This is a genomic window from Bacillus glycinifermentans (assembly GCF_001042475.2).
Classification (GTDB): domain Bacteria; phylum Bacillota; class Bacilli; order Bacillales; family Bacillaceae; genus Bacillus; species Bacillus glycinifermentans.
The window spans coordinates 170,087-195,566 of record NZ_LECW02000022.1 but is presented as its reverse complement, the minus strand read 5'-3'; the positions used below and the strand labels follow the sequence as shown (position 1 = coordinate 195,566).

The 25,480-nt window shown below is 46.8% G+C and carries 31 protein-coding genes, 2 pseudogenes and 1 riboswitch; of the genes and pseudogenes, 12 read left to right on the top strand and 21 right to left on the bottom strand.

Annotation, left to right across the window (positions count from 1 at the left end; genetic code table 11):
- Positions 1–27: 27 nt before the first annotated feature.
- Complete coding sequence (locus tag AB447_RS14760) at positions 28–381, bottom strand: DUF1360 domain-containing protein (RefSeq protein WP_048355697.1); 354 nt, start codon at positions 379–381, stop codon at positions 28–30.
- A gap of 174 nt (positions 382–555) precedes the next feature.
- Between AB447_RS14760 and AB447_RS14755 the strand changes: the two genes are divergently transcribed.
- From AB447_RS14755 to AB447_RS14735, 5 genes are all read left to right on the top strand, one after another.
- On the top strand, positions 556–942 hold the full coding sequence (locus AB447_RS14755) for a spore coat protein (RefSeq protein WP_048355696.1): 387 nt from the start codon (positions 556–558) through the stop codon (positions 940–942).
- Positions 943–989: 47 nt separating this feature from the next.
- Positions 990–1,346: a hypothetical protein gene (locus AB447_RS14750; protein WP_046131185.1), complete on the top strand. Its 357-nt coding sequence runs from the start codon at positions 990–992 to the stop codon at positions 1,344–1,346.
- 67 nt (positions 1,347–1,413) lie between these two features.
- A complete protein-coding gene (locus tag AB447_RS14745; RefSeq protein WP_046131186.1) occupies positions 1,414–1,920 on the top strand; it encodes a spore coat protein in 507 nt (168 codons plus the stop codon).
- 131 nt (positions 1,921–2,051) lie between these two features.
- The gene (locus AB447_RS14740) at positions 2,052–2,534 is read left to right on the top strand and encodes a CotY/CotZ family spore coat protein (RefSeq protein WP_046131187.1); all 483 of its coding nucleotides are present in this window, start codon (positions 2,052–2,054) and stop codon (positions 2,532–2,534) included.
- Between the two features lie 161 nt (positions 2,535–2,695).
- A complete protein-coding gene (locus AB447_RS14735; protein ID WP_048355695.1) occupies positions 2,696–3,148 on the top strand; it encodes a CotY/CotZ family spore coat protein in 453 nt (150 codons plus the stop codon).
- 32 nt (positions 3,149–3,180) lie between these two features.
- Here AB447_RS14735 and AB447_RS14730 read toward each other — a convergent pair whose 3' ends face one another.
- The 10 genes and pseudogenes from AB447_RS14730 to AB447_RS14685 form a co-directional block, all read right to left on the bottom strand.
- Positions 3,181–3,660: a CotO family spore coat protein gene (locus AB447_RS14730; RefSeq protein ID WP_046131189.1), complete on the bottom strand. Its 480-nt coding sequence runs from the start codon at positions 3,658–3,660 to the stop codon at positions 3,181–3,183.
- A 106-nt stretch (positions 3,661–3,766) separates the two neighbouring features.
- Positions 3,767–4,543 (bottom strand): enoyl-ACP reductase FabI, encoded by a 777-nt coding sequence (fabI, locus tag AB447_RS14725; RefSeq protein WP_048355694.1) that lies wholly within the window; start codon positions 4,541–4,543, stop codon positions 3,767–3,769.
- Between the two features lie 156 nt (positions 4,544–4,699).
- The gene (gene thiD, locus AB447_RS14720; protein ID WP_046131191.1) at positions 4,700–5,512 is read right to left on the bottom strand and encodes a bifunctional hydroxymethylpyrimidine kinase/phosphomethylpyrimidine kinase; all 813 of its coding nucleotides are present in this window, start codon (positions 5,510–5,512) and stop codon (positions 4,700–4,702) included.
- 26 nt (positions 5,513–5,538) lie between these two features.
- Positions 5,539–6,549, bottom strand: coding sequence for a thiazole biosynthesis adenylyltransferase ThiF (locus tag AB447_RS14715; protein WP_046131192.1), 1,011 nt, complete (start codon positions 6,547–6,549; stop codon positions 5,539–5,541).
- Positions 6,546–7,313, bottom strand: coding sequence for a thiazole synthase (locus AB447_RS14710; protein WP_006636858.1), 768 nt, complete (start codon positions 7,311–7,313; stop codon positions 6,546–6,548). The genes AB447_RS14715 and AB447_RS14710 overlap by 4 nt, the downstream gene beginning before the upstream one ends.
- A 3-nt stretch (positions 7,314–7,316) precedes the next feature.
- Entirely contained in the window at positions 7,317–7,520 is a 204-nt protein-coding gene (gene thiS, locus AB447_RS14705) for a sulfur carrier protein ThiS (RefSeq protein ID WP_046131193.1), read from the bottom strand.
- A complete protein-coding gene (thiO, locus tag AB447_RS14700; RefSeq protein ID WP_048355693.1) occupies positions 7,517–8,629 on the bottom strand; it encodes a glycine oxidase ThiO in 1,113 nt (370 codons plus the stop codon). The genes thiS and thiO overlap by 4 nt, the downstream gene beginning before the upstream one ends.
- Positions 8,613–9,230 (bottom strand): thiazole tautomerase TenI, encoded by a 618-nt coding sequence (gene tenI, locus AB447_RS14695; RefSeq protein ID WP_046131195.1) that lies wholly within the window; start codon positions 9,228–9,230, stop codon positions 8,613–8,615. The genes thiO and tenI overlap by 17 nt, the downstream gene beginning before the upstream one ends.
- Positions 9,205–9,906 (bottom strand): thiaminase II, encoded by a 702-nt coding sequence (tenA, locus tag AB447_RS14690; RefSeq protein WP_048355692.1) that lies wholly within the window; start codon positions 9,904–9,906, stop codon positions 9,205–9,207. Before tenA ends, tenI begins: the two co-directional genes overlap by 26 nt.
- Before the next feature lie 89 nt (positions 9,907–9,995).
- Positions 9,996–10,104, bottom strand: a riboswitch (TPP riboswitch).
- Positions 10,105–10,160: 56 nt separating this feature from the next.
- Positions 10,161–12,005, bottom strand: a pseudogene (locus tag AB447_RS14685) (monovalent cation:proton antiporter family protein).
- Positions 12,006–12,304: 299 nt separating this feature from the next.
- On the opposite strand from AB447_RS14685, the gene prpE reads away from it, so the two are divergent.
- Complete coding sequence (gene prpE / locus AB447_RS14680) at positions 12,305–13,045, top strand: bis(5'-nucleosyl)-tetraphosphatase PrpE (RefSeq protein WP_048406098.1); 741 nt, start codon at positions 12,305–12,307, stop codon at positions 13,043–13,045.
- Positions 13,046–13,062: 17 nt separating this feature from the next.
- On the opposite strand, the gene AB447_RS14675 is transcribed toward prpE, so the two are convergent.
- Genes AB447_RS14675 through AB447_RS14660 form a run of 4 tightly spaced genes read right to left on the bottom strand, consistent with a single transcriptional unit; the run spans position 13,063 to position 15,814 of the window.
- Positions 13,063–13,905, bottom strand: coding sequence for an RluA family pseudouridine synthase (locus AB447_RS14675; protein WP_396335445.1), 843 nt, complete (start codon positions 13,903–13,905; stop codon positions 13,063–13,065).
- Positions 13,906–13,964: 59 nt separating this feature from the next.
- Positions 13,965–14,765, bottom strand: coding sequence for an NAD kinase (locus AB447_RS14670; protein WP_046131200.1), 801 nt, complete (start codon positions 14,763–14,765; stop codon positions 13,965–13,967).
- A gap of 17 nt (positions 14,766–14,782) precedes the next feature.
- On the bottom strand, positions 14,783–15,418 hold the full coding sequence (gene yjbM, locus AB447_RS14665) for a GTP diphosphokinase (RefSeq protein WP_046131201.1): 636 nt from the start codon (positions 15,416–15,418) through the stop codon (positions 14,783–14,785).
- Positions 15,419–15,448: 30 nt separating this feature from the next.
- A complete protein-coding gene (locus AB447_RS14660; RefSeq protein WP_048355691.1) occupies positions 15,449–15,814 on the bottom strand; it encodes a UPF0738 family protein in 366 nt (121 codons plus the stop codon).
- Between the two features lie 128 nt (positions 15,815–15,942).
- On the opposite strand from AB447_RS14660, the gene AB447_RS14655 reads away from it, so the two are divergent.
- From AB447_RS14655 to AB447_RS26315, 5 genes are all read left to right on the top strand, one after another.
- On the top strand, positions 15,943–16,515 hold the full coding sequence (locus AB447_RS14655) for a CYTH domain-containing protein (protein ID WP_046131203.1): 573 nt from the start codon (positions 15,943–15,945) through the stop codon (positions 16,513–16,515).
- 12 nt (positions 16,516–16,527) lie between these two features.
- Positions 16,528–17,193, top strand: coding sequence for a lytic transglycosylase domain-containing protein (locus AB447_RS14650; RefSeq protein ID WP_048355690.1), 666 nt, complete (start codon positions 16,528–16,530; stop codon positions 17,191–17,193).
- A gap of 284 nt (positions 17,194–17,477) precedes the next feature.
- Positions 17,478–17,876, top strand: coding sequence for a globin domain-containing protein (locus AB447_RS14645; RefSeq protein WP_046131205.1), 399 nt, complete (start codon positions 17,478–17,480; stop codon positions 17,874–17,876).
- 56 nt (positions 17,877–17,932) lie between these two features.
- Entirely contained in the window at positions 17,933–18,766 is an 834-nt protein-coding gene (locus AB447_RS14640; RefSeq protein ID WP_411801466.1) for a ClpXP adapter SpxH family protein, read from the top strand.
- A gap of 408 nt (positions 18,767–19,174) precedes the next feature.
- Positions 19,175–19,342, top strand: coding sequence for a hypothetical protein (locus AB447_RS26315; RefSeq protein WP_046131207.1), 168 nt, complete (start codon positions 19,175–19,177; stop codon positions 19,340–19,342).
- Between the two features lie 52 nt (positions 19,343–19,394).
- Here AB447_RS26315 and pepF read toward each other — a convergent pair whose 3' ends face one another.
- From pepF to AB447_RS25865, 4 genes and pseudogenes are all read right to left on the bottom strand, one after another.
- Positions 19,395–21,212: an oligoendopeptidase F gene (pepF, locus tag AB447_RS14635; protein WP_281503742.1), complete on the bottom strand. Its 1,818-nt coding sequence runs from the start codon at positions 21,210–21,212 to the stop codon at positions 19,395–19,397.
- A gap of 212 nt (positions 21,213–21,424) precedes the next feature.
- Complete coding sequence (locus AB447_RS14630; RefSeq protein ID WP_048355058.1) at positions 21,425–22,573, bottom strand: competence protein CoiA; 1,149 nt, start codon at positions 22,571–22,573, stop codon at positions 21,425–21,427.
- 121 nt (positions 22,574–22,694) lie between these two features.
- Entirely contained in the window at positions 22,695–23,333 is a 639-nt protein-coding gene (gene mecA, locus AB447_RS14625) for an adaptor protein MecA (RefSeq protein WP_048355059.1), read from the bottom strand.
- Positions 23,315–23,440 (bottom strand): annotated as a pseudogene (locus AB447_RS25865) (hypothetical protein). The gene mecA and the pseudogene AB447_RS25865 overlap by 19 nt, the downstream one beginning before the upstream one ends.
- Positions 23,441–23,591: 151 nt before the next feature.
- Here AB447_RS25865 and AB447_RS14620 point away from each other — a divergent pair.
- Entirely contained in the window at positions 23,592–24,254 is a 663-nt protein-coding gene (locus AB447_RS14620) for a TerC family protein (protein ID WP_048355060.1), read from the top strand.
- Between the two features lie 48 nt (positions 24,255–24,302).
- Here AB447_RS14620 and spxA read toward each other — a convergent pair whose 3' ends face one another.
- On the bottom strand, positions 24,303–24,698 hold the full coding sequence (gene spxA, locus AB447_RS14615) for a transcriptional regulator SpxA (protein ID WP_046131212.1): 396 nt from the start codon (positions 24,696–24,698) through the stop codon (positions 24,303–24,305).
- 176 nt (positions 24,699–24,874) lie between these two features.
- On the bottom strand, positions 24,875–25,453 hold the full coding sequence (locus AB447_RS14610; protein WP_046131213.1) for a GNAT family N-acetyltransferase: 579 nt from the start codon (positions 25,451–25,453) through the stop codon (positions 24,875–24,877).
- Between the last annotated feature and the right edge of the window lie 27 nt (positions 25,454–25,480).

Sequence of the window (25,480 nt, the reverse complement as noted above, 5' to 3'; positions counted from 1 at the left end):
AAGTTGCTGTGATAAACCCCCAATCAGCTAAAGCCACTTCGACACGAGCGTTTCAAGCACCCCGGCAAAACCTGCGATGGCAAGGAGCAGGATCAGCCATTCGGCTACGGTCGGGATGAGTGCATACAGAATAAGCAAAAACGCCGTGCACCACACCCCCGTGCACCAATAGCAGCTTAACAGCTCGCCGATCCAGGCTCTAAAGCCTTCTCCTTTCACGACAATGTACGTTTCTATCTGCCCCGTTTTTTCGTCTTTTTCTTCAACCTCATCGTGAAAAAAGCCGCGCAATGGAGCCATGATCGTGTCAAAAACGATGAGACGCGTCAGCCGAAACACCGCAAGTGAAAATAGAACGAATAAAAACCAGCTTTGTATCACAGGGCTCCCCCTCTTAAAAATCGTCTGATTTCTAATATATGCGCTTCCTGAGGCGAACATGAATCACAGAACGTCCCGCTGTGCAAATTTGGGTGCGGATTTGTATGTTTTCCTCATTCCGCTATGGAACCAATTTGCATTTAATAAAGTGTAGATAAGAAAGGAGTGAAAGTTATGTCGTTTCATGAAAAAGCCGAAGCGCTATATACGGAAACATTCGAGGAAATTTCCAGGGATTATGAACAGCTCATTGAAATCGTAGATTCGGAACATGTTACGGTAAACACGACAAACATAACAGCCGCTCTCTCTCTGCAAGCAATTGTGATCACAATCATTATGTTGGCGGTGCAGCTGGCAATCGAAGATCCGGAAACAGCCGCTCTCATCTCGGAACAAATTCTTGTCGTACACAAATTGCAAAACAGAAAAAAAACGGTCATTCAAGTAATTGGCAGCAAAAATATCGTCATTACCCTTTCTTCAGTGGAAATCGCAGTTTCTATCCAAATCTTGACCGACGTCCTGATCGCTCTGTTAACAGAACTTGACATACTTTAACCCCTTCTTTCTTTCTAATATTTTTTAGAAATTGAGGTGAGAATGAATTGTCAGATCTGGAAAAACTAAAATCAGAAGTCAACCCGTTAATGAACACGCTGGTGTCAAATATCCTTAGAAAACACGGGGTCTCAAAAGATAATGTCCGGACGCTGTCTGAGGATGAAAAAGCCAACATTCTAAAAATGCTCGATGACTTAAAAGCACAGTCCGAAGCCGTCGTTAAACAGCAAAAGCAGAAAAATCAAAACAAGAGCCAGCCGGATGCCTCATCGCGTTCCGGAGACCGAGCAAATCGAAAAAGAAACCGTTCAAATAAAAATAAATTGCGAGAAAAGCTGAAACAAAGAAGACAGCAAGAAAATAAAGGCGAAAATGAAGAAAAAAATGGGGATTTGGAGTAGGGTATTTGCCATATACAAGTTCGAAGCTTCAAACATTTAATAATAGTAAATGGAAGGAGGAAAACAAATGGAAACAAGACCATATTCTTGGGTAGCGCTTGATCCTGAATGCGAGCATCCGGGAACCGAGTATTATCCGAGATTCCCTAAGAAGCAGATTTGTGATGACTATAATTGCAAATGCGGTAAAGACGAAGCTTTCATCAACCAGGAATTGGATCAGCTCAACCTGAATAAGCAGCTTTCAGATGAAACCATCATCATTAAAGATTCTTGCGACATCAGAGTCTCTACAGAGGATACTCAAGTCGTCACATCAGTGCTGACAGCGATTCAGACGGCGATCGTGACGGTCGTTCTCGCAATCATCGATGACTTTGAATTGGCAGAGCTTGTCTCACAAGATTTATTACAAGTAACAGCAAATAAACAGACGAATCGTCAAAAACTCGTGATCGACAATTCCCGCGATGTTACGGTATCAACAGAAGATACAGACGTCGCAACATTGGTCAGCACAGCAGTTCAAACTCTTACAGTTATCATCGCAACGCTTATTGTCGGTATTCTCTAATATAAAAAGCAGAGCCAACCCGCTCTGCTTTTCTTCATTTTTATAGACGATTACCCACACCAACAAGGGTACGGGTACATATCTTGTTAAAGACTAAAGTCAAATATCCTAATATAAAGGAGCTGAAATCCATGAGCTGCGGAAAAAACCATGGCCGGCATGAAAATTGTGTTTGTGAAGCGGTTGAGCAGATTATTGAAGAGCAGGAAGCAGTCGAAGAAACAGCGGCATGCTCGACAAGTTGCTTCGGCAACCTGCTGAATCCGACTGTTTCCGGAAAAGACACGATTCCGTTCCTTATTTATGACAAAAAGGGCGGGCTGTTTTCGACTTTTGGAAATGTCGGGGGATTTTCAGATGATATGCAGTGCTTTGAATCTATTTTCTTCCGGGCAGAAAGTTTAAAAGATTGCTGCGCAACTCTTTCAATCCTGAGGCCTGTGGACATAAACGGCGACACGTTAAGCGTTTGCCACCCTTGTGATCCTGACTTTTTCGGGCTTGAAAAAACGGACTTTTGCATCGAAGTTGACTTGACTTGTTTCTGCGCGATTCAGTGTCTGTCACCTGATCTAGTAGATCGCGCAGCAGAACAAAAAAACAATCACGGATAAACATTGCAAGAAGTGCACCGAAAGCCGCATGACCGGAAAGCGGCTTGGTGCAAACCCCTTTCACGAAAGCTGCCGGCTCTCGGCAGCTCCTTTTACCAATAGAAGAGTCCGGCCCGTTTTGAAACGAAATGAAAATTCCTGATATAGGAGGGATCTTAAACATGACGATCATTTCAGGCGAAAATTGCGTATTGGAGGCAGTTGAAAGCATTCATGAGCTGCAGAACGCCATTGAAGAGGAAGGAAGCTGCTCGACAAGCTGCTTCGGCAATCTGCTTTCTCCTACGCGCAATCTCGGCGACACCATTCCGTTTATTATATTTACGTCTAAATCAAAGCCGTTCGTCGCTTTTGGAAACATTGGGGAACTTCAAGCAGGCCCTTGCTTTAGCACCATTTTTTTCAGAGTTGAAAACGTTCATGACGGCTGCGCGACGCTAAGGCTGTTGATCGCCTTTGACGAAAATCGGCGCATCCTCGATTTCACGGATGATAAAGACAAAATATGCGATGTGTTCCGTTTGGAAAAAACAAATTTCTGTATTGAAGTAGATCTGGAATGCTTCTGTGCAATCGAATGTTTAAATCCAAAATTAATCAACCGCACAAACTAAAAGTCCCTAAAACGGGACTTTTTTTGTCGGTATTAAAAGCCGAGCGGGTGCAGCGAAGTGATGCTGTCGATCGCAAGTTCAGCCGGCTCGCCCTTGCTTGAAGTCCGGACGAAGACGGACTCGCCTTTTTTTGCGATGAGCGTTCCTCTGTACGTTTTTCCGTTTGCTTCAATAAGGCACAGCGTTTTCGGCATATTTCCCGGGAGACTTGTTAAAAAATTGATTTTTTCGATAATCGTCATTTTACTGAGCGGCTTCTTAATCGGCTTTATTCCTTTGGACGGTCTGTCCGCTTCCTTGTTACGAACCGCTTCAGGAATCTCTTTTTCCTGCTGGCTCTGCGCTTCCGGCTGTTCTTCCTTTTGCTTTGCCTTATCTTCAGAAGCGCGTTGTTTTAGCGGTTTTTTTCTTTTGATGAGGATGTCCTGCATGTTTGCTTCAGCCGCAGCATAATCGGGCTGTACAATATACATGAGCGGCTTTTGCTCTGCATCGTGTTTCTTATTAGGCATCTTTTATCCCTCCGATCCGTTCATGGTATATCTATATGACGGAGGAGGGAAAATCAGAAGAAAAGAAAAAGCAATCCTTGAAACGGATCGCTTTTTCATACGTTTTTTATCGGGCGATAATATGGTAGCCGGAATCAACATGCAGGTTCTCGCCTGTCATTCCGCGGGAAAGGTCGCTGAATAAGAATAAAGCTGTGTCGCCGACTTCCTCCGGAGTAGTCGTGCGGCGAAGCGGAGCTCGCTCCTCGATTTCTTTCAGGATCGAATTGAAATCGCTGATTCCTTTTGCAGACAGCGTCCGGATCGGTCCCGCAGAAATGCTGTTAACGCGGATTCCTTCTTTTCCGAGATCGCTTGCCAAGTATTTCACGCTCGCATCAAGGGAAGCTTTTGCGACGCCCATGACGTTGTAATTTGAAACGACGCGCTCTCCCCCAAGATACGTAAGCGTGACAATGCTTCCGCCTTCGGTCATAATGCCGCGCGCGGCTTTAGCGACCGCTGTCAGCGAATATGAGCTGATATTGTGAGCGAGAAGGAAGCCTTCACGGTTTGTGTTCAAATATTCTCCTGTAAGCTCTTCTTTGTTCGCAAATGCGATGCAGTGTGCAATTCCATGAATCACTTGGACTTCGTCTTTGATTTTGGCAAAACACTCTTCGATTTCCTGATCGTTTGTGACATCGCAAGGCAGAACGATTGAGTCGTTCCGTTCCAAAGAATCAGCCAATTCCCTGACCGATTTTTCAAGCCGCTCTCCGGCGTATGTAAAAATCAGCCTTGCACCGGCATTGTGAAGAGAACGGGCGATTCCCCAAGCGATGCTTCGTTTATTCGCAACACCCATGACGACTATATTACGGCCTTCAAGTGATACATTCATATGTATAAATCCTCCTAATGATTAACATTTTATTAGTACCTGATCATAATATATAGTATCACAATTTGCGTCAGGCTGACAATTTTCAGTCAAAAAAAGCGGCGGCGTTCCTGGAATGGACGCCGCCGCTTTGCTGACGCACAGTATGCAAAGGGATCAGCCCTCCCGCATAGAGCGCTGTTTATACGCAAAATGATTCGTCGGCCCGTGTCCGGAGCCGATATTCAGACCGTTTGCCACCGCCATGTGCACGAATGATTCGGCGATTTCGAAAGCCTCGTGAATATCGCTTCCTTTGGCAATTTGCGCCGTCAAAGCGGCTGAAAACGTACAGCCTGTGCCATGAGTGTGCTTCGTTTCGATAAAAGGATTGGTGATTTCGATAAATGTTTCGCCGTCAAAGAGCAGGTCTGTCACTGTTTTCTTTTCCGGCAGGTGGCCTCCTTTAATGATCGGATAACGAACGCCCAATTTGTGCAAATCCTCAGCCGCTTTTTTGCGGTCATCCATCGTCTGAATCCTTCTTCCAGTCAGCACCTCTGCCTCGGGAATGTTAGGCGTCGCCGCAAAAGCACGGGGCAACAGCCGCCGTTTCAGCGTTTCCACGGCTTCGTCATTCAACAGCGATGCCCCGCCTTTGGCAATCATGACGGGATCGACAATCACAACCTTGAGATCGTGCTCCTCAAGCTGCTGAACGATTTCTTCGATCATTTCCGCACTCCAAAGCATCCCCGTTTTAATCGCGTCAGGCCTTAAATCAAGGGCTACCGCTTCGATCTGTTTGCCGAGCTCTCCCGGAGACATCGGAAAAACGCTGTGTACGCCTTGCGTATTTTGCGCGGTTACCGCCGTCAAAGCTGACATGCCGAACACGCCAAGCTCCTGAAACGTCTTAATATCAGCCTGTATGCCCGCACCTCCGCCTGAATCGGACCCGGCGATTGTCAATGCTTTTCGTATACTCATGTTGTTTGCACTCCTTTTTTCAGCCTTCAGCCAATCCATCTGTGGTATATCGTTTTTGCCCGTTTTACGTCATTTGTCCCATGAATGAAAGCCCGGCCATCCCGAAAAATGACAAATCTGAAGTCTTCGGATTTGCATGACACCAAGTGCGGATTCCCTGTCACATCCAAGCCCGCTTCTTTGAAGCGGACGGCCAGCTCCTCAAGTATTGGCGGCTGTTTGCCGGCAGGTCTGATTTGGACCGTTTGCCGCCCGCACAGAACGGCCGCTTTTGTTTCGTTTTCCGGTGAAAGAAACGGAAATTCACGGGTGCCGCACGTCGGGCATGCTTGATCTTTAAGAGCGTCCGCGCGAACCTCGGACCTTTCATTTGTCCATATATCAAATGAGCGGAGCGTACCGGAGGTTTCATGCCCCGTCAGCAGCTTAAGGGCATCTGTCACTTGATAAGCGGTAACCTGCTGAACGACCGGGCTGATGACACCGGATGTGTCGCACGTCATCGTGTTCGCCGGCAGATGTCCCAAAAGACAATGAAGACACGGCGTCTTACCAGGAATGACTGTATAGGTAATCCCGTAGCTTGCTACACACGCCCCATACAGAAAAGGGATCCCCGATTTGACAGCCGCATCGTTTACAACGAGACGGGTCTCAAAGTTATCTGTGGCATCAATGATCAAGGATGCGCCTTCTGCAAGGCTGAGCGCTTTTTCCGCCGTGACATCGGTGACGATGCCGTTAACCCGGACAGAGCCGTTGATCAGGCGGAGCCTGTTTTCGGCAGCCGCCGCCTTCGGCATCTTGTCTTTCGCATCTTGTTCCGTGTATAGCTGCTGACGCTGGAGATTGCTCCATTCGACATAATCCCTGTCAACGATCGTAAGCGAACCGACTCCCGCTCTTACAAGCATTTCAGCGCTCGCCGATCCGAGAGCCCCGGCTCCGATGATCAGTACATGCGCGCGTTCTATCTTTTTCTGGCCGCCTGGACCGATCGGCGAAAACAGCTCCTGTCTTGAATATCTGCCGTTCAAGTCGTCAGCATCCCTTCTTCAGGGCTGGAAGCGATGCCATAATCTTTTTCAGGAATTCTTCCCGCGAGATATCCGAGCCTTCCTGATTCGACGGCAAGTTTCATGGCGAGCGCCATTTTGACCGGATCCTTTGCGCCGGCTACGGCCGTGTTCAGCAAAACGCCGTCAGCCCCAAGCTCCATTGCATATGCCGCGTCTTTGGGAGAACCGATTCCGGCGTCGACGATCACCGGAACTTCAGCCTGTTCGATGATAAATGAAAGATTGAGAGGATTGATAATCCCCTGTCCTGAGCCGATCGGCGAGGCGCCCGGCATAATCGCATGAACGCCGAGCTCTTGAAGTTTTTTTGCCAGCACGACGTCATCCGATGTATACGGAAGAACGATAAAGCCTTCCTCAAGCAGGGCTTCGGATGCTTTTAATGTTTCGACAGGATCAGGCAGAAGCGAGCGGTCACAGCCGATCACTTCGACTTTAATCATGTCGCAAAGGCCGGACGCTTTGGCAAGCTTTGCGATGCGCACCGCTTCCTCCGCCGTTTTTGCCCCTGCTGTATTCGGCAAAAGCGTATACCGGCTCAGATCAAGCTGTTCGAGAAAATTGGGCTGGGATTCTTCAAAAATATTCATCCGTCTGACGGCAAAGGTCAGAATCTCCGACTCTGATACGCGCACCGCCTCTTTTTGAATCTCGAATGACGGATACTTCCCGGTTCCGAGCAATAGTCTTGATGAAAACTGCTGATCAGCGATTTTTAACATGTTTTATCCCCCTCCGACAAAATGAACGATTTCGATAACATCGTTTTCTTCAAGTTTCACTTCTTGATAATTCTCTTTTCCGATAATCTCTCTGTTTCTTTCAACGATGACAACTCGGTTTTCCAGCTGATAGGATGCAAGCAGGTCATAGATCGTTCCTCCGTCATTCTTCCAGTCTATCTTTCGTCCGTTCAGCTGAATCATCATTTGTGAACAGCCTCCTTCCGGTCAACCTTAAACGCTTCCTCCCAGGCGGGCTCGATCGGCCGGCTAAGAATCATATCTGTGATCATCTCCCCCGTCGCCGGCGCGAGAAGGATGCCGTTTCTGAAATGGCCGGCCGCAAACAAGATGCTGTCGTTTTCAGGATGTCTGCCGATATACGGATTGCCGTCCTCTGTTTCCGGTCTTAATCCGGCCCAGCATCTGTCGATTTTCAACCCGCCGATTCTCGGAAGCATCGTTTTCGCCTTTTTCATGACGGCTTCGATGCCGTCCGCATCAGGCTGCTCATTCCAGTCTCCGGCTTTCATCGTCGCGCCGATGACAAGCTTTCCGCTGTGTCGCGGAACAATATAGCAATGATCGTGATACAGCGTTCTCGTTAAAGGAATGCTGTCATTCCACACGGACAGACACTCCCCTTTCACCGGATAAAATCGCTTGTTTAAACCGAGCTGTTGAAAGAAAACGCCGCTCCAGACACCGCTCGCGATCACGGCATGATCCGCTTCTGCGGCGCCTGAAGCCGTCTGAATCCGGACGCCGCCTCCTGCCGCCGCTTCTATTGAGAAAACAGGCGCATACTCAAAGATGTCTGCGCCGAACAGTTTTGCTCCTTTGGCAAAAGCTCTGCAAACAGAGATCGGTTCGACATGAACGTCATCCCGGATAAAATTCGCACCGAGTATCCCCTTTGCTGCATGCGGCTCTTTTTCATACACCTCTTGAGGCGTCAGCCATTCGGCAGAATCGAGCGCGGCCATTTCCATAAGGCGCGCCCGGTCGCTTTCGGTAAATGCGAGTTTTAAAATACCGCCGTCATGCCGCCTGATATCAATGCCGCTTACGCTTTTTAGTTCAGCGGTCAGCCGCTTATATGCAGTCTGGCTTGCCCTCGCAAATTCGAAAAATGTTCCCGGTTTATCGCATTCGGCATGAGCGCCGAGCATACCGGCGGCCGCACGGCTCGCTTTTTTCCCGACCTCGCCGCTTTCGAAAACCGCCGTTTGTTTTCCCGCTTTTGCAAGATGATAGGCAATCGAGACACCGATGATGCCTCCGCCGATCACGATCGTTTCATAGCGCTTTTTCATACAGATCTCCTTTCACCAGGCGCAGAAGCCGTTCGCAAGCTTCGGCAGACCTGTCTTCAGAAAAAATCCCCGACATCACCGCGATGCCGTCAGGCGCGGACAGCTTTACCTCAGGCAGCCGCTTTTCGGTAATCCCTCCGATGGCAATAACGGGAATATCGACAGCCTGTTTCACATTCCACAGGCTTTCCGTCCCCCTTCCTGTCAGCCCTTTTTTGCTGTCGGTTTCAAAAATGTGGCCGAACAGCACGTAATCCGCTCCTTCTTTTGCAGCCTGAACCGCTTCTTCAGCAGAGTGGACAGACTTTCCGATTTTCAAATGCGGAAAACGGTGTCTTACACATTTGACGGAAAAGCCGTGGGAAGGCAGCTGAACGCGATGTATATTGTGGAACAAGGCGACATCCACCCTGTCGTTGATGATGAGCTTCCGCTTGTCAACGCCAGCTGCCAGCAGGCGTTCGATTAATTCGGAAATCTCGCATACCGTTTTTGACCTCTCCCTGATATGGATAAAATCCGCTGTATCCTTGATGGATACGATTTTGGCGGCCAGCTCGTCAACGGAGTGCCGGTCATCGGTGATCGCGTGAAGCTTCAAGCTGTTCACCCCGCTCCTCGGACCAGCTTTCTTTCTTGTGCGCCATATTCCAAAATTGATATTCGTAGAAGCTGGAAATGACGAAGTTTTCTTTCATTTTCGCTCTGACTTCAGCGGTGCTTTTTTCGGCCAGCCCGTCAAAACGGTCGACCTGTTCGGTCACGAGTTCTTTAAACCAGTCTCCTCCATATGTCGCAATCCATTCCTGATAAATGCCATTCTCAGGCTTGCACGCTTTCAACGTTTCCCCGACCTCGTAGTAAAGCCAGTAACAAGGGAGCAAAGCGGCAAGAATTTCTGCAAAATTGCCGCTCATAACAGAGCGGTACATGTGGGACGTATAGGCATACGCGGTCGGTGACGGCTTGAACGCTCTTTTTTCTTCCTCGGTAATACCGAGCAGCTCGGAAAACTTCCTATGCAGAGCCAGCTCTGCTTCATACGTTCCCTTTGCATGATCCGCCATCCGGCTCGTCGTGTATAAATCTGCCGCATATGCCGCGGCAAAGGACTGAACCTTGGCAAAATGGCTCAAATAGTAGGAGTCTTGCAGCACATAATATGTAAAGCAGTCGATCGGCAAAGACCCGTCACCGATTCCTTTGATAAACGGGTGTACAAAACTGCCCTCCCACCATTCTGCGGCGCTCTTCCGGCACTCTTCCGAAAACTTCATCTAAGTAGCCCTCCTTTAATGTTAGAAAATGAAAAAAACCACTTTCCCCGCAGGAAAAGTGGTTTGGAATTTGCATAATACCATAATAGTCAAATACCTTGCCACTTCCCTACGCAGGTCTGAACCTGTTCAGGTTATGAGGGTCTAAAAGTCACACTTTTATCTCAGCCCTTATGAAGGACTCCCCTAGTGGAAAACATTTCATTCATTCAGTTATATTTTTATCTTAACACGAAATTAAAAATGGTCAAGCATCAGTCTTCCAGCGTTTTTTTCAACTCGGCGATATATTCGCGCGAGCCGGTGGCGATCAGCCTGTCGCCCAGTTGCAGCCTTGTATCGCCGTGAGGCACAAGGCTGTCGACACCTCTGAAAATCCTCACAAAGATCACGTCCCCCATAAACGGAAATTCCCTTAACAGCACGCCGTCATAGCGCTCGTTGCTCATGTTGATTTCGTATAATGATGCATCCTGATTCGTCAAAAGCTTCATGACGCCCGGAGCCTCGATCAGCGCGCGAAGCAGCGTTTTCGTCGACAGCAGGACGGAAATCGTATCGATGCCGTTTTCTTTCAATTTGGCTTCCGCTTACGGCGAATCTGCGCTTGCGATAATCCTATCGACTTGTTTATCTTTTGCAAATAGGGCAATTCCGGTATTCCGCTCTTCATTCCCGGTCGCTACGACAAGAATATCTGTCTCAAAAACGCCGAATGATTCGAGTGTCCCGAATTCATAATCTGGCAGCACTTCCACGTCAAAAACCGGCTCTGACAGGTTTTCTTCTTTCTTTTCCTGATGGACATGCAGAACTCTGACGTGATATTCCTCAGAAGACAGCTCAAGAGTAACCGGCAGTGTCATTTGATTGGCGCCGATAAAGGTGATCGTTTTTTGCTCCGTTTCAATCTGTGCTTTCGGCATTAGCTTTTTGAAACCCGTCGGCGTAATAATGCACGTGATGACAGCGACAAGAATGAGCACACCGGACATTTTCGCGTCGATGACACCGATCCGTTCGCCGATTGTTGTGGCGGCAATGACGAGCGACAATGTCGACGTCAATAAAAGCCCTGAAGCCAGCACCGTTTTCACACCATACCACTTTTTCAACATCAGCGCAGGAACGATCTTGCTGATTAAAAGCGCCACAAACAGCAGCGGGATCATCATTAAAATTTTCGGGTCTTCAAGCAAGGACCATATGTCAAGCTTGACTCCCGTCATCACAAAAAAGATCGGAATCAAAAATCCATAGCCGAAAGAATCAAGCTGCTGGACCAGTTCTTTATTCGGAGAAAGCAGTGACACGAGAACCCCGGCTAAAAATGCGCCGAGTATGTTTTCCGCGCCGAGCGATTCCGAAAGCGCGACAAGCACGATGATCAGGGTAAAAATCGCCCTTGTGCCGATTTGAATCGTTCCTTTTGACATCACTTCAATATAAGAGCGGTTTTTAAACACCCTTCCGAAGAGATAAAGGACGACGCCTGCGGCAAACAAGATGATCAACAGCCACATATTGCTGCTTTCGTCTCCATAAATCGAGGCGAAGACAGCGAGCAAAATCATCGTCACAAGGTCGGCGATCACCGCCACAAGCAAAATAATCTGTCCGATGTTCGTCTTCATCAGGCGCTCTTCTTTCAGCGTCGGAACGACCACACCGAGTGAAATCGTCGAAATGATCAGCGTCATTAAAAAGGCGTTGTCGATGAACCCGGCCAGGACAAAGCTGTAAGAAAGCCCGAGCGACAAAATGAAAATCGCGATAAATATAATGGCAGCCGTTTTAAACGTGTTTGGCGCAGCTTTTCCGTTTGGGAGCAGCTGCTTTTTCTTTCCTCTTTCAAACGCGGAAAAATCGATCTCCAGTCCGCTCAAAAACATTAAAAAGATAAACCCGAGCATCGATAGCGTCTCAAGCCACGCATCATGCACTTCGACAAGGTTAAAACCGCTTTTTCCGATAACAAGACCCATGATGATTTCCGCCACAACGACAGGTATGACAAGCCTTAAGCGGTTCAGCAGGATGGGGGTTAAAAATGCGACAATGAGTACGACAACTAAAGATGAAACAGATGTATGCTCCATAGATGTTACCTCCTAAAAACCGGTTTCCTTAGTATATAGTGTCCCCTTCCACAGTCAAAAAGGACCATAATTACAATTCAACGAAAGAAAAGTTCAGATGATCGTCCTTTTCTCCCAAGTGTAAAAGTCGATTTTAACAATGCTCGCCGAGAAATAAAAGTGATATGCCTGATTTTCTCCGCAGGAAATGTTTGAAGGTGAAAATAGAACATAAACAAGGTATGATATCCAATAAACAAAGCCGGTGAAGGTTATCATAAATATAATCGCTGTTAGTTAACGTTTAGGAGATGAAAGACATGAAATACGATGTGATCGGAGATATTCACGGATGTTATGATGAAATGACCGCATTGCTTGAAAAGCTCGGCTATTCCCTTGATACAGGGCTGCCCGCTCACCCTGAAAAGAGAACCCCTGTCTTTCTCGGAGACTTGACAGACCGGGGGCCGAAATCGCTCGCCGTCGTTGAATTCGTGGCGAATGCCGTTGAAAAAGGCGCAGCCCGCTATGTCCCGGGCAATCATTGCAACAAGCTCTACCGCTTTTTCAAAGGAAACCCGGTCAAGCTCATGCACGGCCTTGAAACGACAGCCGCCGAATACAGACGGCTCCCACCGCAAAAACAAGACCATATCAGAGATCTGTTTATGCACCTGTATGAACGCGCTCCGCTTTATGAGATCCTGCATAACGGCGAGCTCGTCGTCGCCCATGCCGGGATAAAAGCCGAATATATCGGAAAGAAGCCCGTTGGTAAGGTAAAACAGTTTGTTTTGTACGGGGATATTACGGGAGAGACGCTGCCTGACGGAAGGCCCGTCAGGCGGGACTGGGCCGCTCATTACCAGGGCGAGGCATGGGTCGTGTACGGCCACACTCCTGTCAAGGCTCCGCGGATGGTTCACCATACAATTAACATTGATACGGGATGCGTGTTCGGCAATCGGCTGACCGCCTTCAGGTTTCCGGAACTCACAACAGAATCGGTCCCTTCCTCAATGCCTTTCGATGAAACGAGATTTCGCACAGAGCCATAAAAAAAGAGAGCTGTTTTTCAGCTCTCCAATAATTTCCGGATATCGTACGGAAGCGGCGCGTAAAACGCCAGCTCCTCCCTTGTCAGCGGATGAATAAACGCCAGCCTCTCGCTGTGAAGCGCCTGCCGATTGATGAGATCGCGCGTGCCCCCGTAAAGCGTGTCACCGCACAGCGGGTGTCCGATATGGCTCATGTGAACGCGGATTTGATGGGTCCTTCCCGTTTCAAGGCTCAGCGAAACGTCTGTTATCTGTCCGATTCGCATGTTCACCTTAAAGTGGGTGACCGCTGTTTGGCCATCCGGGACGACAGCCCGCTCAATAATGCTTGTCGCTTTTCTGCCGATCGGGGCGTCGACCGTTCCGCGGTCTTCCCTGATTTCGCCGTGAACGACGGCGCGGTACTGCCGTTTGACATGTCCCTCTTTTTGCAAATGTGACAAAAGGGAATGTGCAAAACGATGCTTGGCGACGAGCATGACCCCTGATGTGTCACGATCCAGCCTGCTCACAAGATGAACGGTCGCTTCACAGCCCGTCTGCTGATAATAATAAATGAGCCCGTTCGCAAGGCTTCCCGTCGGATGTTCCCGCGAAGGAATCGACGACAGGTAAGGCTGTTTATTAAGCACGAGGACATGGTCGTCTTCAAACAAGATGTCAAGCGGGATCGCTTCCGGCCGCAGAGATTCGCTAACCTTCTCCGGCGGAAACAAAATTGCGAGCTTGTCCCCTTCCTGAAGGACATGCCTGACCGTGACATGCTCCCCATTAATGAGAAGATCCCCGCCACCGAATTTGATATCTGCAAGCATCCTCTTTGAAATGCCCATGCGCTGTACATACTCTTTCAACAGCATACCGTCTTCTTTTGCTGTTATCGTTTGTCTCAAAGAAAAATCGCTCACGGCAAACCTTCCTATTCTCCCTTGCCGATAAAGGATTCCTGCACCCTTTTCCAAAACGGAAACGGACGGAATCTCGCAAACCTGACATTCTCGCTCGCGACGCGGCATTGAATCGATTTGACGTCTTTATGCAGCAATGTTAAGTGATCAACCGCAACCTGGAAGGTCACATCGTTAAGTGGTTTGATCACGCATGTATGATGCTCAGGCAAAATGAGCGGCGAGCCGACCGTCCGAAACACGCGGTTGTTGATAGACGCCATTTCAGCGAGCTGGATCGCCCTGATCGACGGGTGGATGATCGCCCCGCCGAGCGCCTTGTTGTACGCCGTGCTGCCTGAAGGCGTCGACAGGCAGAGCCCGTCGCCGCGAAACGTTTCAAACAGCTCCCCTTTTATCTCGACGTCTGTGACGAGCGTACCCTCGATGCTTTTAATCGTACACTCATTAAGCCCCAGGTACCTTGCTTCCTTTCCACCGTTATTATAGCGGACGATCACTTCCAGGATCGGATATTCGACAATCTGAAACGGCGTTTTCGCAATCGCGATCACCAGTTTTTCAATCTCGTCCGGAACCCAGTCTGCATAAAAGCCGAGGTGGCCGGTATGAACCCCGACAAATGCCGTTTTATCGAGGCGGCTGCTGTACTTGTGAAACGCGTATAAAAGCGTTCCGTCCCCTCCGACGGAAATGACGATATCGGGCTCTTCTTCGTCGCACTCAAGGCCGAAGTCGAGCAGGTACGTTTGAATTCTGCTTTTCAATGTATCAGAGACCGGATTTCCTTTTGACGATACCGCAAATTTCATCTTTTTTCTCCTTTCCCCTAGCCGTCATCCTCGTCCTTTTTCTTTCGCGAGAAAGCCGCCTGGGCTTCCCGGATTTCACCCCTGATCTCAGACATTTCTTCATCGAGCCTTGAAGCCGCCTCAGATGCCCTTTGGAGCCTTAATTTCACTTTTTCCGGGATGTTGCCGCTGTATTTATAATTTAAAGAATGCTCAATCGTAGCCCAAAAATTCATGGCCAGCGTTCTGATTTGAATTTCAACCAAAATCTGCTTTTCTCCGTTTATCGTCTGCAGAGGATATAAAATCACAAGATGGTAGGAACGGTAGCCGCTCTCTTTATGTTCCGCAATATAATCGCGCGTATCCACGACCGTGAAATCCTTTCTCGCCAGAAGCATCTGTTTGACGATGTGGATATCCTCAAAGAATTGACACATAATCCTGAGTCCCGCAATATCCTGCATGCTTTCGATATCATCGAGCGGGATGTTTTTCCGTTTCGCCTTTTCCAAAATACTCGGAACAGGCTTCACCCTTCCCGTCACAAACTCTATGGGCGAATGCTCTTCTTCGTATTCGTAAAGCGCCCTGATCCCTTTCAGCTTTACTTTCAGCTCTTCAACAGCCTGCCTGTACGGTGCTAAAAAACGCTCCCATTGTTTTTCATCCATAAACCTTCCCCCAATTTCATCGCCTTTTTTCTAGAGGAATGCCCGTTTCACTCTCTCTTCCATTTCTTCGCCATAATTTGCATTATCTTTAATATTATCGATCAGATACTGTAGCTCTGCATGGAACCCCTCAAGCTCCAGCTCTTCCTTTCCGATATTCAAAAACACGGGAATATGTCGATCAAGGGCCGATTTCATATCGGGCCATATGCTTTCATTTAAAATGGCGTATTGAAAAGAATCGCCTTGTTCCAGTATGTATACAAATGCAAAATAATCAGAGTCCGCAAGCATGCGTCCGGTCGGTTTCCGCTTCTCTTCATCCTTGATTCCGCTGGTCAATACGAGCCGGTCATCCAAGAGATCTGCTTCTGTTATCTCAATTCTGTTCTGCATAATGTTCTCCTTTGCGATAAAAGTACAGATTTATTTTATCATATCAAGTTCGATATTGATAAACGTTCATGCCCAAGAGATAATAAGAAAAATGATTTTTTAGCGGCTGAGAGGATGAAAACGAAAAGATGAGCCAGGAACTTGAAATAGAATTTAAAAACATGCTGACAAAAGAAGAATTCGAGCAATTAAAATCATATTATCAATTCACTCAGGATCAATTTGTCGCGCAGCATAATCATTATTACGATACAGCGGCCTTTTCGCTGAAAGAAAAGGGAGCTGCTTTAAGAATTCGCGAAAAGCAGGGCCGGCACGTGTTAACGCTGAAAGAGCCGGCGCCTGTTGGATTGACGGAAACCCACCAGACACTGCCGTCAAAACCGGACTTTGAGCATTTTCACATTCCGAAAGGGCACGTATTCGACCGTCTGCAAGATCTCGGCATCGAACCGGGAGATCTCGGGTATTTCGGGACGCTTACGACAGACCGAGCAGAAAAAAAACTGCCTGAGGGCTTAATTGTTTTAGATCACAGCCGATACTTACAAGTAGAGGACTACGAAATTGAATTCGAAGTCGCAGACTATGAACAGGGAAAGCTTGATTTCGCAAAACTTTTGAAAACATTCGGCATCCCGAAACGCGATACGAAAAACAAAATCGTCCGTTTTTATGAGCAAAAAGTGAAAAATAATTAAGGTGGGAACATAATGAACATCAACAATTTGACCGCCCTTTTGGAACTTCAGGCATTACGGTCGTTTTATCAAGCGTCTGACAGCGGTTCAGAAGATACGGGCTTTGATTTCAGTTCGATTTTAAATCAATACTTAACAAATGCCGGAACTTTGCAGACAGGGACAGGAACGGTTCCGGCTGTACATGCGGAATCGATTCCTTCGGCTCAAATCGGGACTTCCCAGGCTTTGACCTCGGACAAAACAGTAAGCGACCCATCGCCATCAGCAAGCACCAGTTCGGTGTCTTTCGGCGGACAGAACAAAAATATCGATGACATCATCAAAAAAGCCGCTGAAAAATACGGCGTAGATGAAAAGCTGATTCACTCGGTCATTAAACAGGAATCCGGCTATCAGCAGAAGGCCGTCAGTCCGGCCGGCGCCATGGGCTTGATGCAGCTCATGCCTTCAACCGCAAAATCGCTCGGGGTTACAAACGCCTTGGATCCCGTACAAAATGTTGAAGCCGGAACAAAATATTTAAAGCAAATGCTTGACCGCTACAGCGGAAACGTTTCTCTCGCACTGGCGGCGTACAACGCCGGTCCCGGAAACGTCCAAAAGTACGGCGGCATTCCTCCATTCAAAGAAACGCAAAATTATGTAAAAAACATCACTGCAAATTACTACGCATAAGCCGGAAAGGATTCCTTTCCGGTTTTTTATAGCTTCTTAAAACTTTCAAATTTATCCTCCCCGTTTAAATAATACACATTTAACAAGCGGTTATGATATGATATTTGGTACAAAAACAATGATTCCCTCATGCGCTCTGAGTCGGTTTGTTTGTAGAATGAGCTGAGGGTTGCTAAAATAAGTATATACAATCGTGAAATAATAAATGATGAACAACATAAATATTTTTTTGCAATAGGAACCGTCTTTTTTTCCTATTAGCCATATTAGAAGGAGTAGTCAACATGGGACAATCGTTTAACGCACCTTATGAAGCGATTGGAGAAGAACTTCTATCGCAACTTGTTGATACTTTTTATGAGCGCGTGAGACGGCATCCGCTGTTACACCCCATATTTCCGGACGATTTAACGGAAACGGCGAGAAAACAAAAACAATTTTTAACGCAATATTTGGGCGGCCCGCCGCTTTATACGGAAGAGCACGGACATCCGATGCTGAGAGCACGGCACCTTCCGTTTCCGATCACTCCGGAACGGGCGGATGCCTGGCTGTCGTGTATGAAAGAGGCAATGGATCATGTCGGTTTGCAGGGCGATATCAGGGACTTTCTTTTCGAGAGATTGACGTTGACAGCCAGGCATATGGTAAACCAGCCTAAAATGGAGGATGGTTCGCATTGACACTTAATCAACGTGACCAATTTTTCTCCCATTGCCATGGACATCCGCAAAAGCCGATGGAAATCTATATGTTTGTCGATCCTTTATCCCCGGAATGCTGGGCTCTGGAGCCTGCTATCAAAAAATTAAAAATCCGCTACGGACGTTTTTTTACATTGCGCATCATCGCCGTATGCAGCATTACGGCGTTAAATGTTCAGAAACGCAAAAAGCACCTTCTCGCAGAAGCATGGGAAAAGATCGCAAGCAAGTCGGGCATGTCCTGTGACGGGACCCTCTGGCTTGAAAACCCCCTCTCCGCTCCATATCTGGCGTCATTGGCGCTGAAAGCGGCGGAGCTTCAGGGAAGAAAAGCCGGATTGCAGTTTTTAAGAAGCATGCAGGAGCGCCTATTCCTCAGCAAACAGGATATTACCGATGAAGAGGTGCTGTTCAATATCGCCGAAAGCACGCAGCTCGATGCAGAGGAATTTAAAAAAGATCTTCATTCCCAAAGCGCGGTGAAAGCCTTGCAATGCGACATGAAAATCGCCGCCGAAATGGAAGTCACGTCGGTTCCGACGCTCACCTTTTTCAACAGCGTTCGCGAAGGAGAAGGCTTGAAAGTAACCGGACATTATTCATATGACATTTACGAAGAAGTACTTTTCGAAATGCTTGGAGATGAGCCGAAGCCATCGCAAACCCCGCCGCTTGAAATATTTGTCGAATATTTTCAATTTGTCGCCGACAAAGAAATCGCCGTGGTTTACGATTGGACGCTCGAACAAGTGGAACGCGAAATGAAAAAACTCGCTTTTGCCGGAAAGGTCAAAAGGGTTGAGGCAAAGCACGGCATGTTTTGGCGTTTTGTAAACGAAGACGCCGGGGCCGGACCGCTCTGTAAATGATAAAAATAGCACGGGCTTGCCCGTGTTTATTTTATGGCCAAAACACAAACATACGTTCTTTCGAAAGGCATTAAGAAACCGCGCCGGGATAAGCGCGGTTTCTATTATGTCTTAACGACAACAAAGGGGATGGGAGAAATTTTTCACGGTCAAACAAAGGGGTAAATGTTTGTTTGTGATCAATTTCACATCTTTATAATATCAAATCATGTCGACTTTTGACAACTGATTTTATTACTTTTCACATATTTGTCACAAAACATAAAAAGTAGATGTCCTACATATGATGAAAACAGGACCGTCCATATGTGAAAAAATGGCGTCAGAACGCGGGTTTTCACGATGTTTCGAACTGCTTTTTGCGTTTTTCTGCTTCTCAAAAATTTATCAGTCTATAGGAGGGGTTTTATGCTCCATATCGTGATAGGGGTAATACTGATTTTTATTTTTTTCTTATTGAATATTTTAGGCTTGATGCAGATGCTCCCTCTCTACATTACGTCTCCCCTGCTGTTCATATCGATCCTTTACACGATCAGCCGCTTCAATCACCGCAAAACGTTTAAAGGGTTTTAGACGCCTGTTGGAAAAAGGCCGCCGGTTTTGGCGGCAGCCCTAAAGTTATTCGTTATTTCAAGAGAAGCTCTTCCATTTCATTCAGCTGCTCTTCAAACTTCTTGCATGCAGCTTCAATCGGTTCTGAGGATGTCATGTCGACACCCGCTTTTTTCAGTACTTCAATCGGATAATCGGAGCTTCCGGCTTTTAAGAATTCGATATAGCGGTCAACAGCCGGCTTCCCTTCTTTTAAAATCTGCTGGCTCAGGGCCTGTGCGGCGCTGTAGCCTGTCGCGTATTGATATACGTAATAATTGTAGTAGAAATGAGGAATCCTTGCCCATTCAAGACCGATTTCTTTATCGATTTCAATGTTTTCTCCGAAGTACTTTTTGTTCAAATCGTAATAGATGCTTGTCAGCAGCTCAGGAGTCAGCGGTTCGCCTTCCTGGGCTTTGACATGAATCGCATGTTCGAATTCGGCGAACATCGTCTGTCTGAAAACTGTTCCTTTAAAGCCTTCAAGCATGTGGTTTAAAATATACAGCCGCTGCTTTTCGTCGTCGACTGTGTTCAGCAGGTAGTCCCCTAAAAGGGCTTCATTTGTCGTTGATGCGACTTCAGCGACGAAAATGCTGTAGTTCCCGTACGGATACGGCTGATGCTTTCTCGTATAATAACTGTGGACGGAATGGCCGAATTCATGGACAAGCGTAAACAGGTTGTTGACGTTGTCCTGCCAGTTCATCAAAATGTACGGATTTGTTCCGTATGTTCCTGATGAGTAAGCCCCGCTCCGCTTTCCTTTGTTTTCGTAAACATCGACCCAGCGGTTGTTCAAGCCTTCCTTCAGGATGGACGAGTATTCCTCCCCTAAAGGAGCGAGCCCTTTCAGCATGTAATCTTTCGCTTGTTCATACGTAACTTTCATGCCGGCATCTTTTACAAGCGGCGTGTACAGGTCATACATGTGAACTTCATCCAGTTCGAGCACTTGTTTTCTGAGCTCCACATAGCGGTGAAGAAGCGGCAAGTATTTATTAATCGTTTCGACGAGATTATCATAGACCTCTTCCGGAATGCTGTTGCGCGACAGCGCAGCTTCTCTCGCCGATTTATAGTGCTTTACCTTCGCATAAAAATTATCTTTTTTGACAGCGCCGCTGAGAGTCGATGCAAGCGTGTTTTTAAAACGGCCGTACGTATCATATACCGCCTTGAAAGCTTCACGGCGGACGTCGCGGTTCTCGCTTTCCAAAAAGGTGATGTAGTTCCCGTGAGTCAGCTGGCGCTTTTCTCCGTCTTCATCGGTAATTTCCGGAAATTCCATATCGGCGTTATTGAGCATGCCGAATGTTGTGGACGGCGATGACAGAACATCCGATGCCTCGGCAAGCAGCCCTTCTTCCTCTTCGCTCAGCACATGAGGCCGTTCTTTGTTGATTTCTTCAAGCGCATGCGAGTAGAGCTTCAGTTCCTCTTTTTCCAAAAGGAACTGCTGGAGCTTATCCTCCTGTATCGATAAAATTTCCGGCACCATGTAGGCCGTCGCACTGGCAGCCTGTGTATAAAGGTTGGACGCTTTGTCATTTAACCCTTGATAAAACGAATTGCCGGTGTCCTGATCATAGCGCATATGGGCGTAAGTATACAGCTTGCCGAGCCTTTCCATGACTTTGTCCTGATATGTCAATGCTTCATATAGATCGTCGGCGGAATGACCGAGCTTTCCCTTGAATTCGGAAAGCTTAGGCAGCAGCTCTTTGACCGCTTGAAATTCCTTGTTCCAAGCTTCATCGGATGAAAAGATATCCTCAAGTCTCCACGTGTCTTCTTGCTTCACCTCATCTCTTGCAGGCAGTTTTTTCGTTTGATTTTCTTCAGCCACTGTAAATCCCCTCGCTTTCTTTGCTTCAAGTCCATTGGTGTACAATAAACTTGTGTTGTGTTTATCTTCTGTTTTTTCACCGCCTTTTGTCAAATCATTTGCGAAAAAAAACGTGCTGGATGCCGCAAACAAAAAACAAAATGCAAATCTTTTGATCCGAAACAGACCGGCCACCACCTTCCTTTCTTTAGATTGAACGAAAGGCTTGATGATCATTCGGAAAAATAGCGGGCATCCCTCTTCAGCAGCTCCTCAAGCCGCTGCTCGGCAGGCGCCGGCCAGCGCGGAAAATACACGTCTTTTTCTTTAATGAAAAAACCTTTTTCATGCAATAACCGGACATATTCACCGACGGCGTCCGCCGCTTTCTCACGCTTATTCCACCTCAGCTTCAGGCGATTGCTCCGGATCAGCTGATTCGTATATGCGACGGCTGATTGGAGGCGAAAGGAAGGGCGCTTCATGAAAAACAAATACAGGTAGCCTTGCCACACATAAACGGGTTGGACAAAAATATAGCCTGAAGATACGGGGAGAAATACTTCTGACGGGAAAAGAGGAAGTGGGATGTGAAATCTTTCATAAAACAGAGCAGCTATCTGTTTTGACTCTTTAGATAAAAAGCGCCGGGGTATAGTCCGAAAGCTGAGGACGTTCCTTTTCCAGCCATTAAACTGAAGAGGAGAACGACTTTTTAAAGATATCAATCCGTACAGCTTTGTTTGCTGCAGGGGAAGAAACCGCATGGATGCAGACGTCTTATTTGTCAAAAACGGAATCAAATGCTCAAGGATGAGAAAGGCTTTTTGGTCGGGGCAAAAAAATACGAGCCTGGGGGGCATCACATCTCCTTTGCTGAACTGCCAATGGAAGCCGGAAAGCTGAAAAAAGCCGTTTGATAAACGCTTTAACCGATTCCCGCCAATGATCCAAAACGGGTCAATGCCCAATGACAGAAAACCGGCCGATCGTTGCCGATACTCCGTATTATTGAGATTGGCGCACTGAAACTCCACGGCAATTTTGCGCTCCCCTCCGTCCACGAGCAAATCAGGCCTCTGTCTGATCTGTTTCAAATACGGTTCGACAACGGGGCTTAGTCCCTCTTTCTTAAACCACTCGTAAAGAAGCTGTTTTCCTTTTAAATGATAACGGCTTTCCGGTTCATGGGGGACAGGGCACACCGAATCCGGCTTATGTGCAAAATGATGGAGCCTGATATCGCCGACTTTGAGATCAAGCTGCTGGCGGCAGGCCGGGCAATAAAATACATGTTCCTTTCTTATTCGTTTGAGTTCATCAGCTTTGTATCCATCTGCCAAACAAATCAGATGACCTCCTTCGATCATCGCGCTGAACACATTGTCTCTCTCCTTTCTGTACCGTAACTATTCCACGCATTTTGCACCGTCTCCTTTTCTTCTTGAGAAAAAAGGATTTTATAACACAAAAAAACCGATTTCGAAAAGAAATCGGCTTTTTTTATGAAAAGTATTTGTTTATCGTATCAAGAGCATGATCCGCTGTAATCAGCGTTCCGTACTCCTTCAGCATATGAATCGTCATCTTAGATTCTGATGCGTATTCAAGCAAAATGCTCAGCTGATTTTCAATCTCTTTATCAGGCATTTCGTTGAAATCCACGAATAAATAATAGCGGTTTTCGTGAGTATATAAAGACGTTTGACAGCCGCTGATGGTCACTTTTGATAATGAGATGACATCCTCAAAATCGTTAAACCTTAACACAAACTGAAGTTTCTGCTCCTCGGTTTGTTCTTCTTTATGAAAATCTTCCAGCAATGCGTCGAGCGTCTCCTCTGCTGGGTCATGCTTTTTATCTTCAGGAATCGGCAGTTCAAGCTTTTGGCCGTCTTTGGAAAGCTGAGCTTTCGTCACAATGATTTCCAATCCCTTGTCAAGGGCCTGCACTTGAATCCAAAGGGGGCCTTCAACGGCAAATTCTTCTTCTTCGTGCACTTCGTCCATCATTTCCCAAAACAGCTCTTCACTGCGTTCGCGATTGTACCAGATTTCTTCTCTGTCAAACCCCCGGTCTTCTATATCACCGTAGGAAATATAAAACTTAACCGTATGTTCATTTATTCTTTCGATTTCCATTTGCCAACCTTCCCTTCTTTGTAAGATGTTGAAGGGATAACTAAGCTCCCAATTAATTGTACTTTACTACACTTTACCCATTACGTCCACTTCTTAACCTTATGCAGGATCAATCTTTCATTTCTATTTTATGATAAAAAAGATGCAAAAGAAATAAAAACGCATTGCTGCCGGGCTTAACATAATTTTGAATGAGCCTCATATATTAGCTGTACAAGCAGTAAATGACGCGAGGTGCAAAAAGCGAGGTGCCAGTTGATGGAACAAGAATTACTGATGCCGTTTGTTGTCATCATCGGAATCGACCTTATTCTCGGCGGCGACAATGCGGTCGTCATTGCAATGGCGAGCCGGAGTTTGCCTCCCCGGCAAAGGCAAAAAGCAATCATCATCGGCACGGGCATTGCCATTTTGATGAGGATCATGCTGACCACTCTGGCGGTTTATCTTCTTGCGGTTCCTTACCTGCAATTTATCGGAGGAATCTTCCTTCTGTATTTAGGATATCAGCTTCTGATCGAAAAAAAGGAAGCCCAGCATGTCAAAGGCGGGACATCCTTGTGGAAGGCGATTCGGATTATTGTGATCGCCGATTTATTCATGTCGCTTGACAATGTGATTGCTGTGGCAGGCGCATCACAAGGCCGCCTGACGCTCGTCGTCATCGGCCTGGCGGTTTCGGTGCCGGTCATCATTTGGGGCAGCAGGCTCATCCAGGCCGCTCTTTCCAAATTTCCGCTTCTCATCTACGCAGGGAGCGGGCTCCTTGCATACACCGGCGGTGAAATGATCGTCAGGGAGCAGGAACTGTCATCCTTTATGGCCAGACACAGTACGCTTGAAATGCTGTTTCCAGTCCTTGCGGTTATTTTTGTCATTTTGGCCAGCATTTATTACGAACAGACGATTGAAAAGCATTAAAAAGAAGGCTGAATGATTCAGCCTTCTTTCATTTCACTCAGGCCGGCCTTAGTTTGCCAGACGCTGTGCTTCTCTTAATTGGAACGTACGGACTTTGCGCGGAAGGAAACGACGGATTTCATCTTCGTTGTATCCGACTTGCAAGCGTTTTTCGTCGATGATAATCGGACGGCGCAAGAGGCCGGGATGTTCATTGATCAGCTGATACAGCTCTTGAAGCGGCATCGTTTCAAGGTTGACGTTCAGCTTTTGGAATACTTTGGAACGGGTTGAAATGATCTCGTCTGTTCCGTCTTCCGTCATCCGCAAAATTTCTTTTATTTCATCAATTGATAACGGCTCTGAAAAAATATTTCTTTCTTGAAACGGGATATCGTGCTCTTCCAGCCATGCGCGCGCCTTTCTGCAAGACGTACAGCTTGGTGATGTATATAATGTAACCATAATTCTTCACTCCTTGGAAAGTAGAATGAAATCAGCTTATTCTTAAATTGAAATAACTCTAAAGAAGTAATCTTTATAGAGTATTATACTATAAAAAAGTAAGTGTGAACAGTGTGCAATAGAAATTTTTTGACAATCCTGCGACATTTCTTTTTTTAGCCGGATTTCATTCTCATTTAGTTTAATTCATCGAAAATGTTTTTCTGCTTTTCCTCGTCAATGATCTTTAGGACATCATCAACGTGTTCGAACGATTCTCCATACCATTTTTCGTCTTTGTATGTATGGATCTTTTCGTACGTTTTTTTCATGGCTTCAAATACTTCTTCTTCTGTGTTTGATTTCGGAGACCAGTAGAGGATCTCCATTTTGTTTACTTTGCCGGTAGCCAAAGACCGGCGCCGGTAGCCGACTGACTCAGCGTGTTTAAAGTTTTCCTTTTGATAAAATTTGAGCCGCTTCGCCGTATCAGCATCATCTTCATCAACGGGTTCGACCTCAAGAAGGATCGGTTTGTTTTTCTTTTTAAGAGCCTCTATCAGTTTTGAACCGAGCCCCTGGCCCCTTGCATCCTTTGAAACGAATAAATAGTCAATGAAAATAAAGGAATCAAACTCGGCATACATCAAAACGTGATGCCTGCCTTCTTCTTTATGGTATATGTCGTCTCGTTCCTTTAATAATGCTTCCATATGCTCTTTCGACTTCATTTCTTCAACGGTAAAATACTCGCTGAGCTTCTCATACCAGTTCATTCATCTACTCCTTATGGCTGTTCTTTT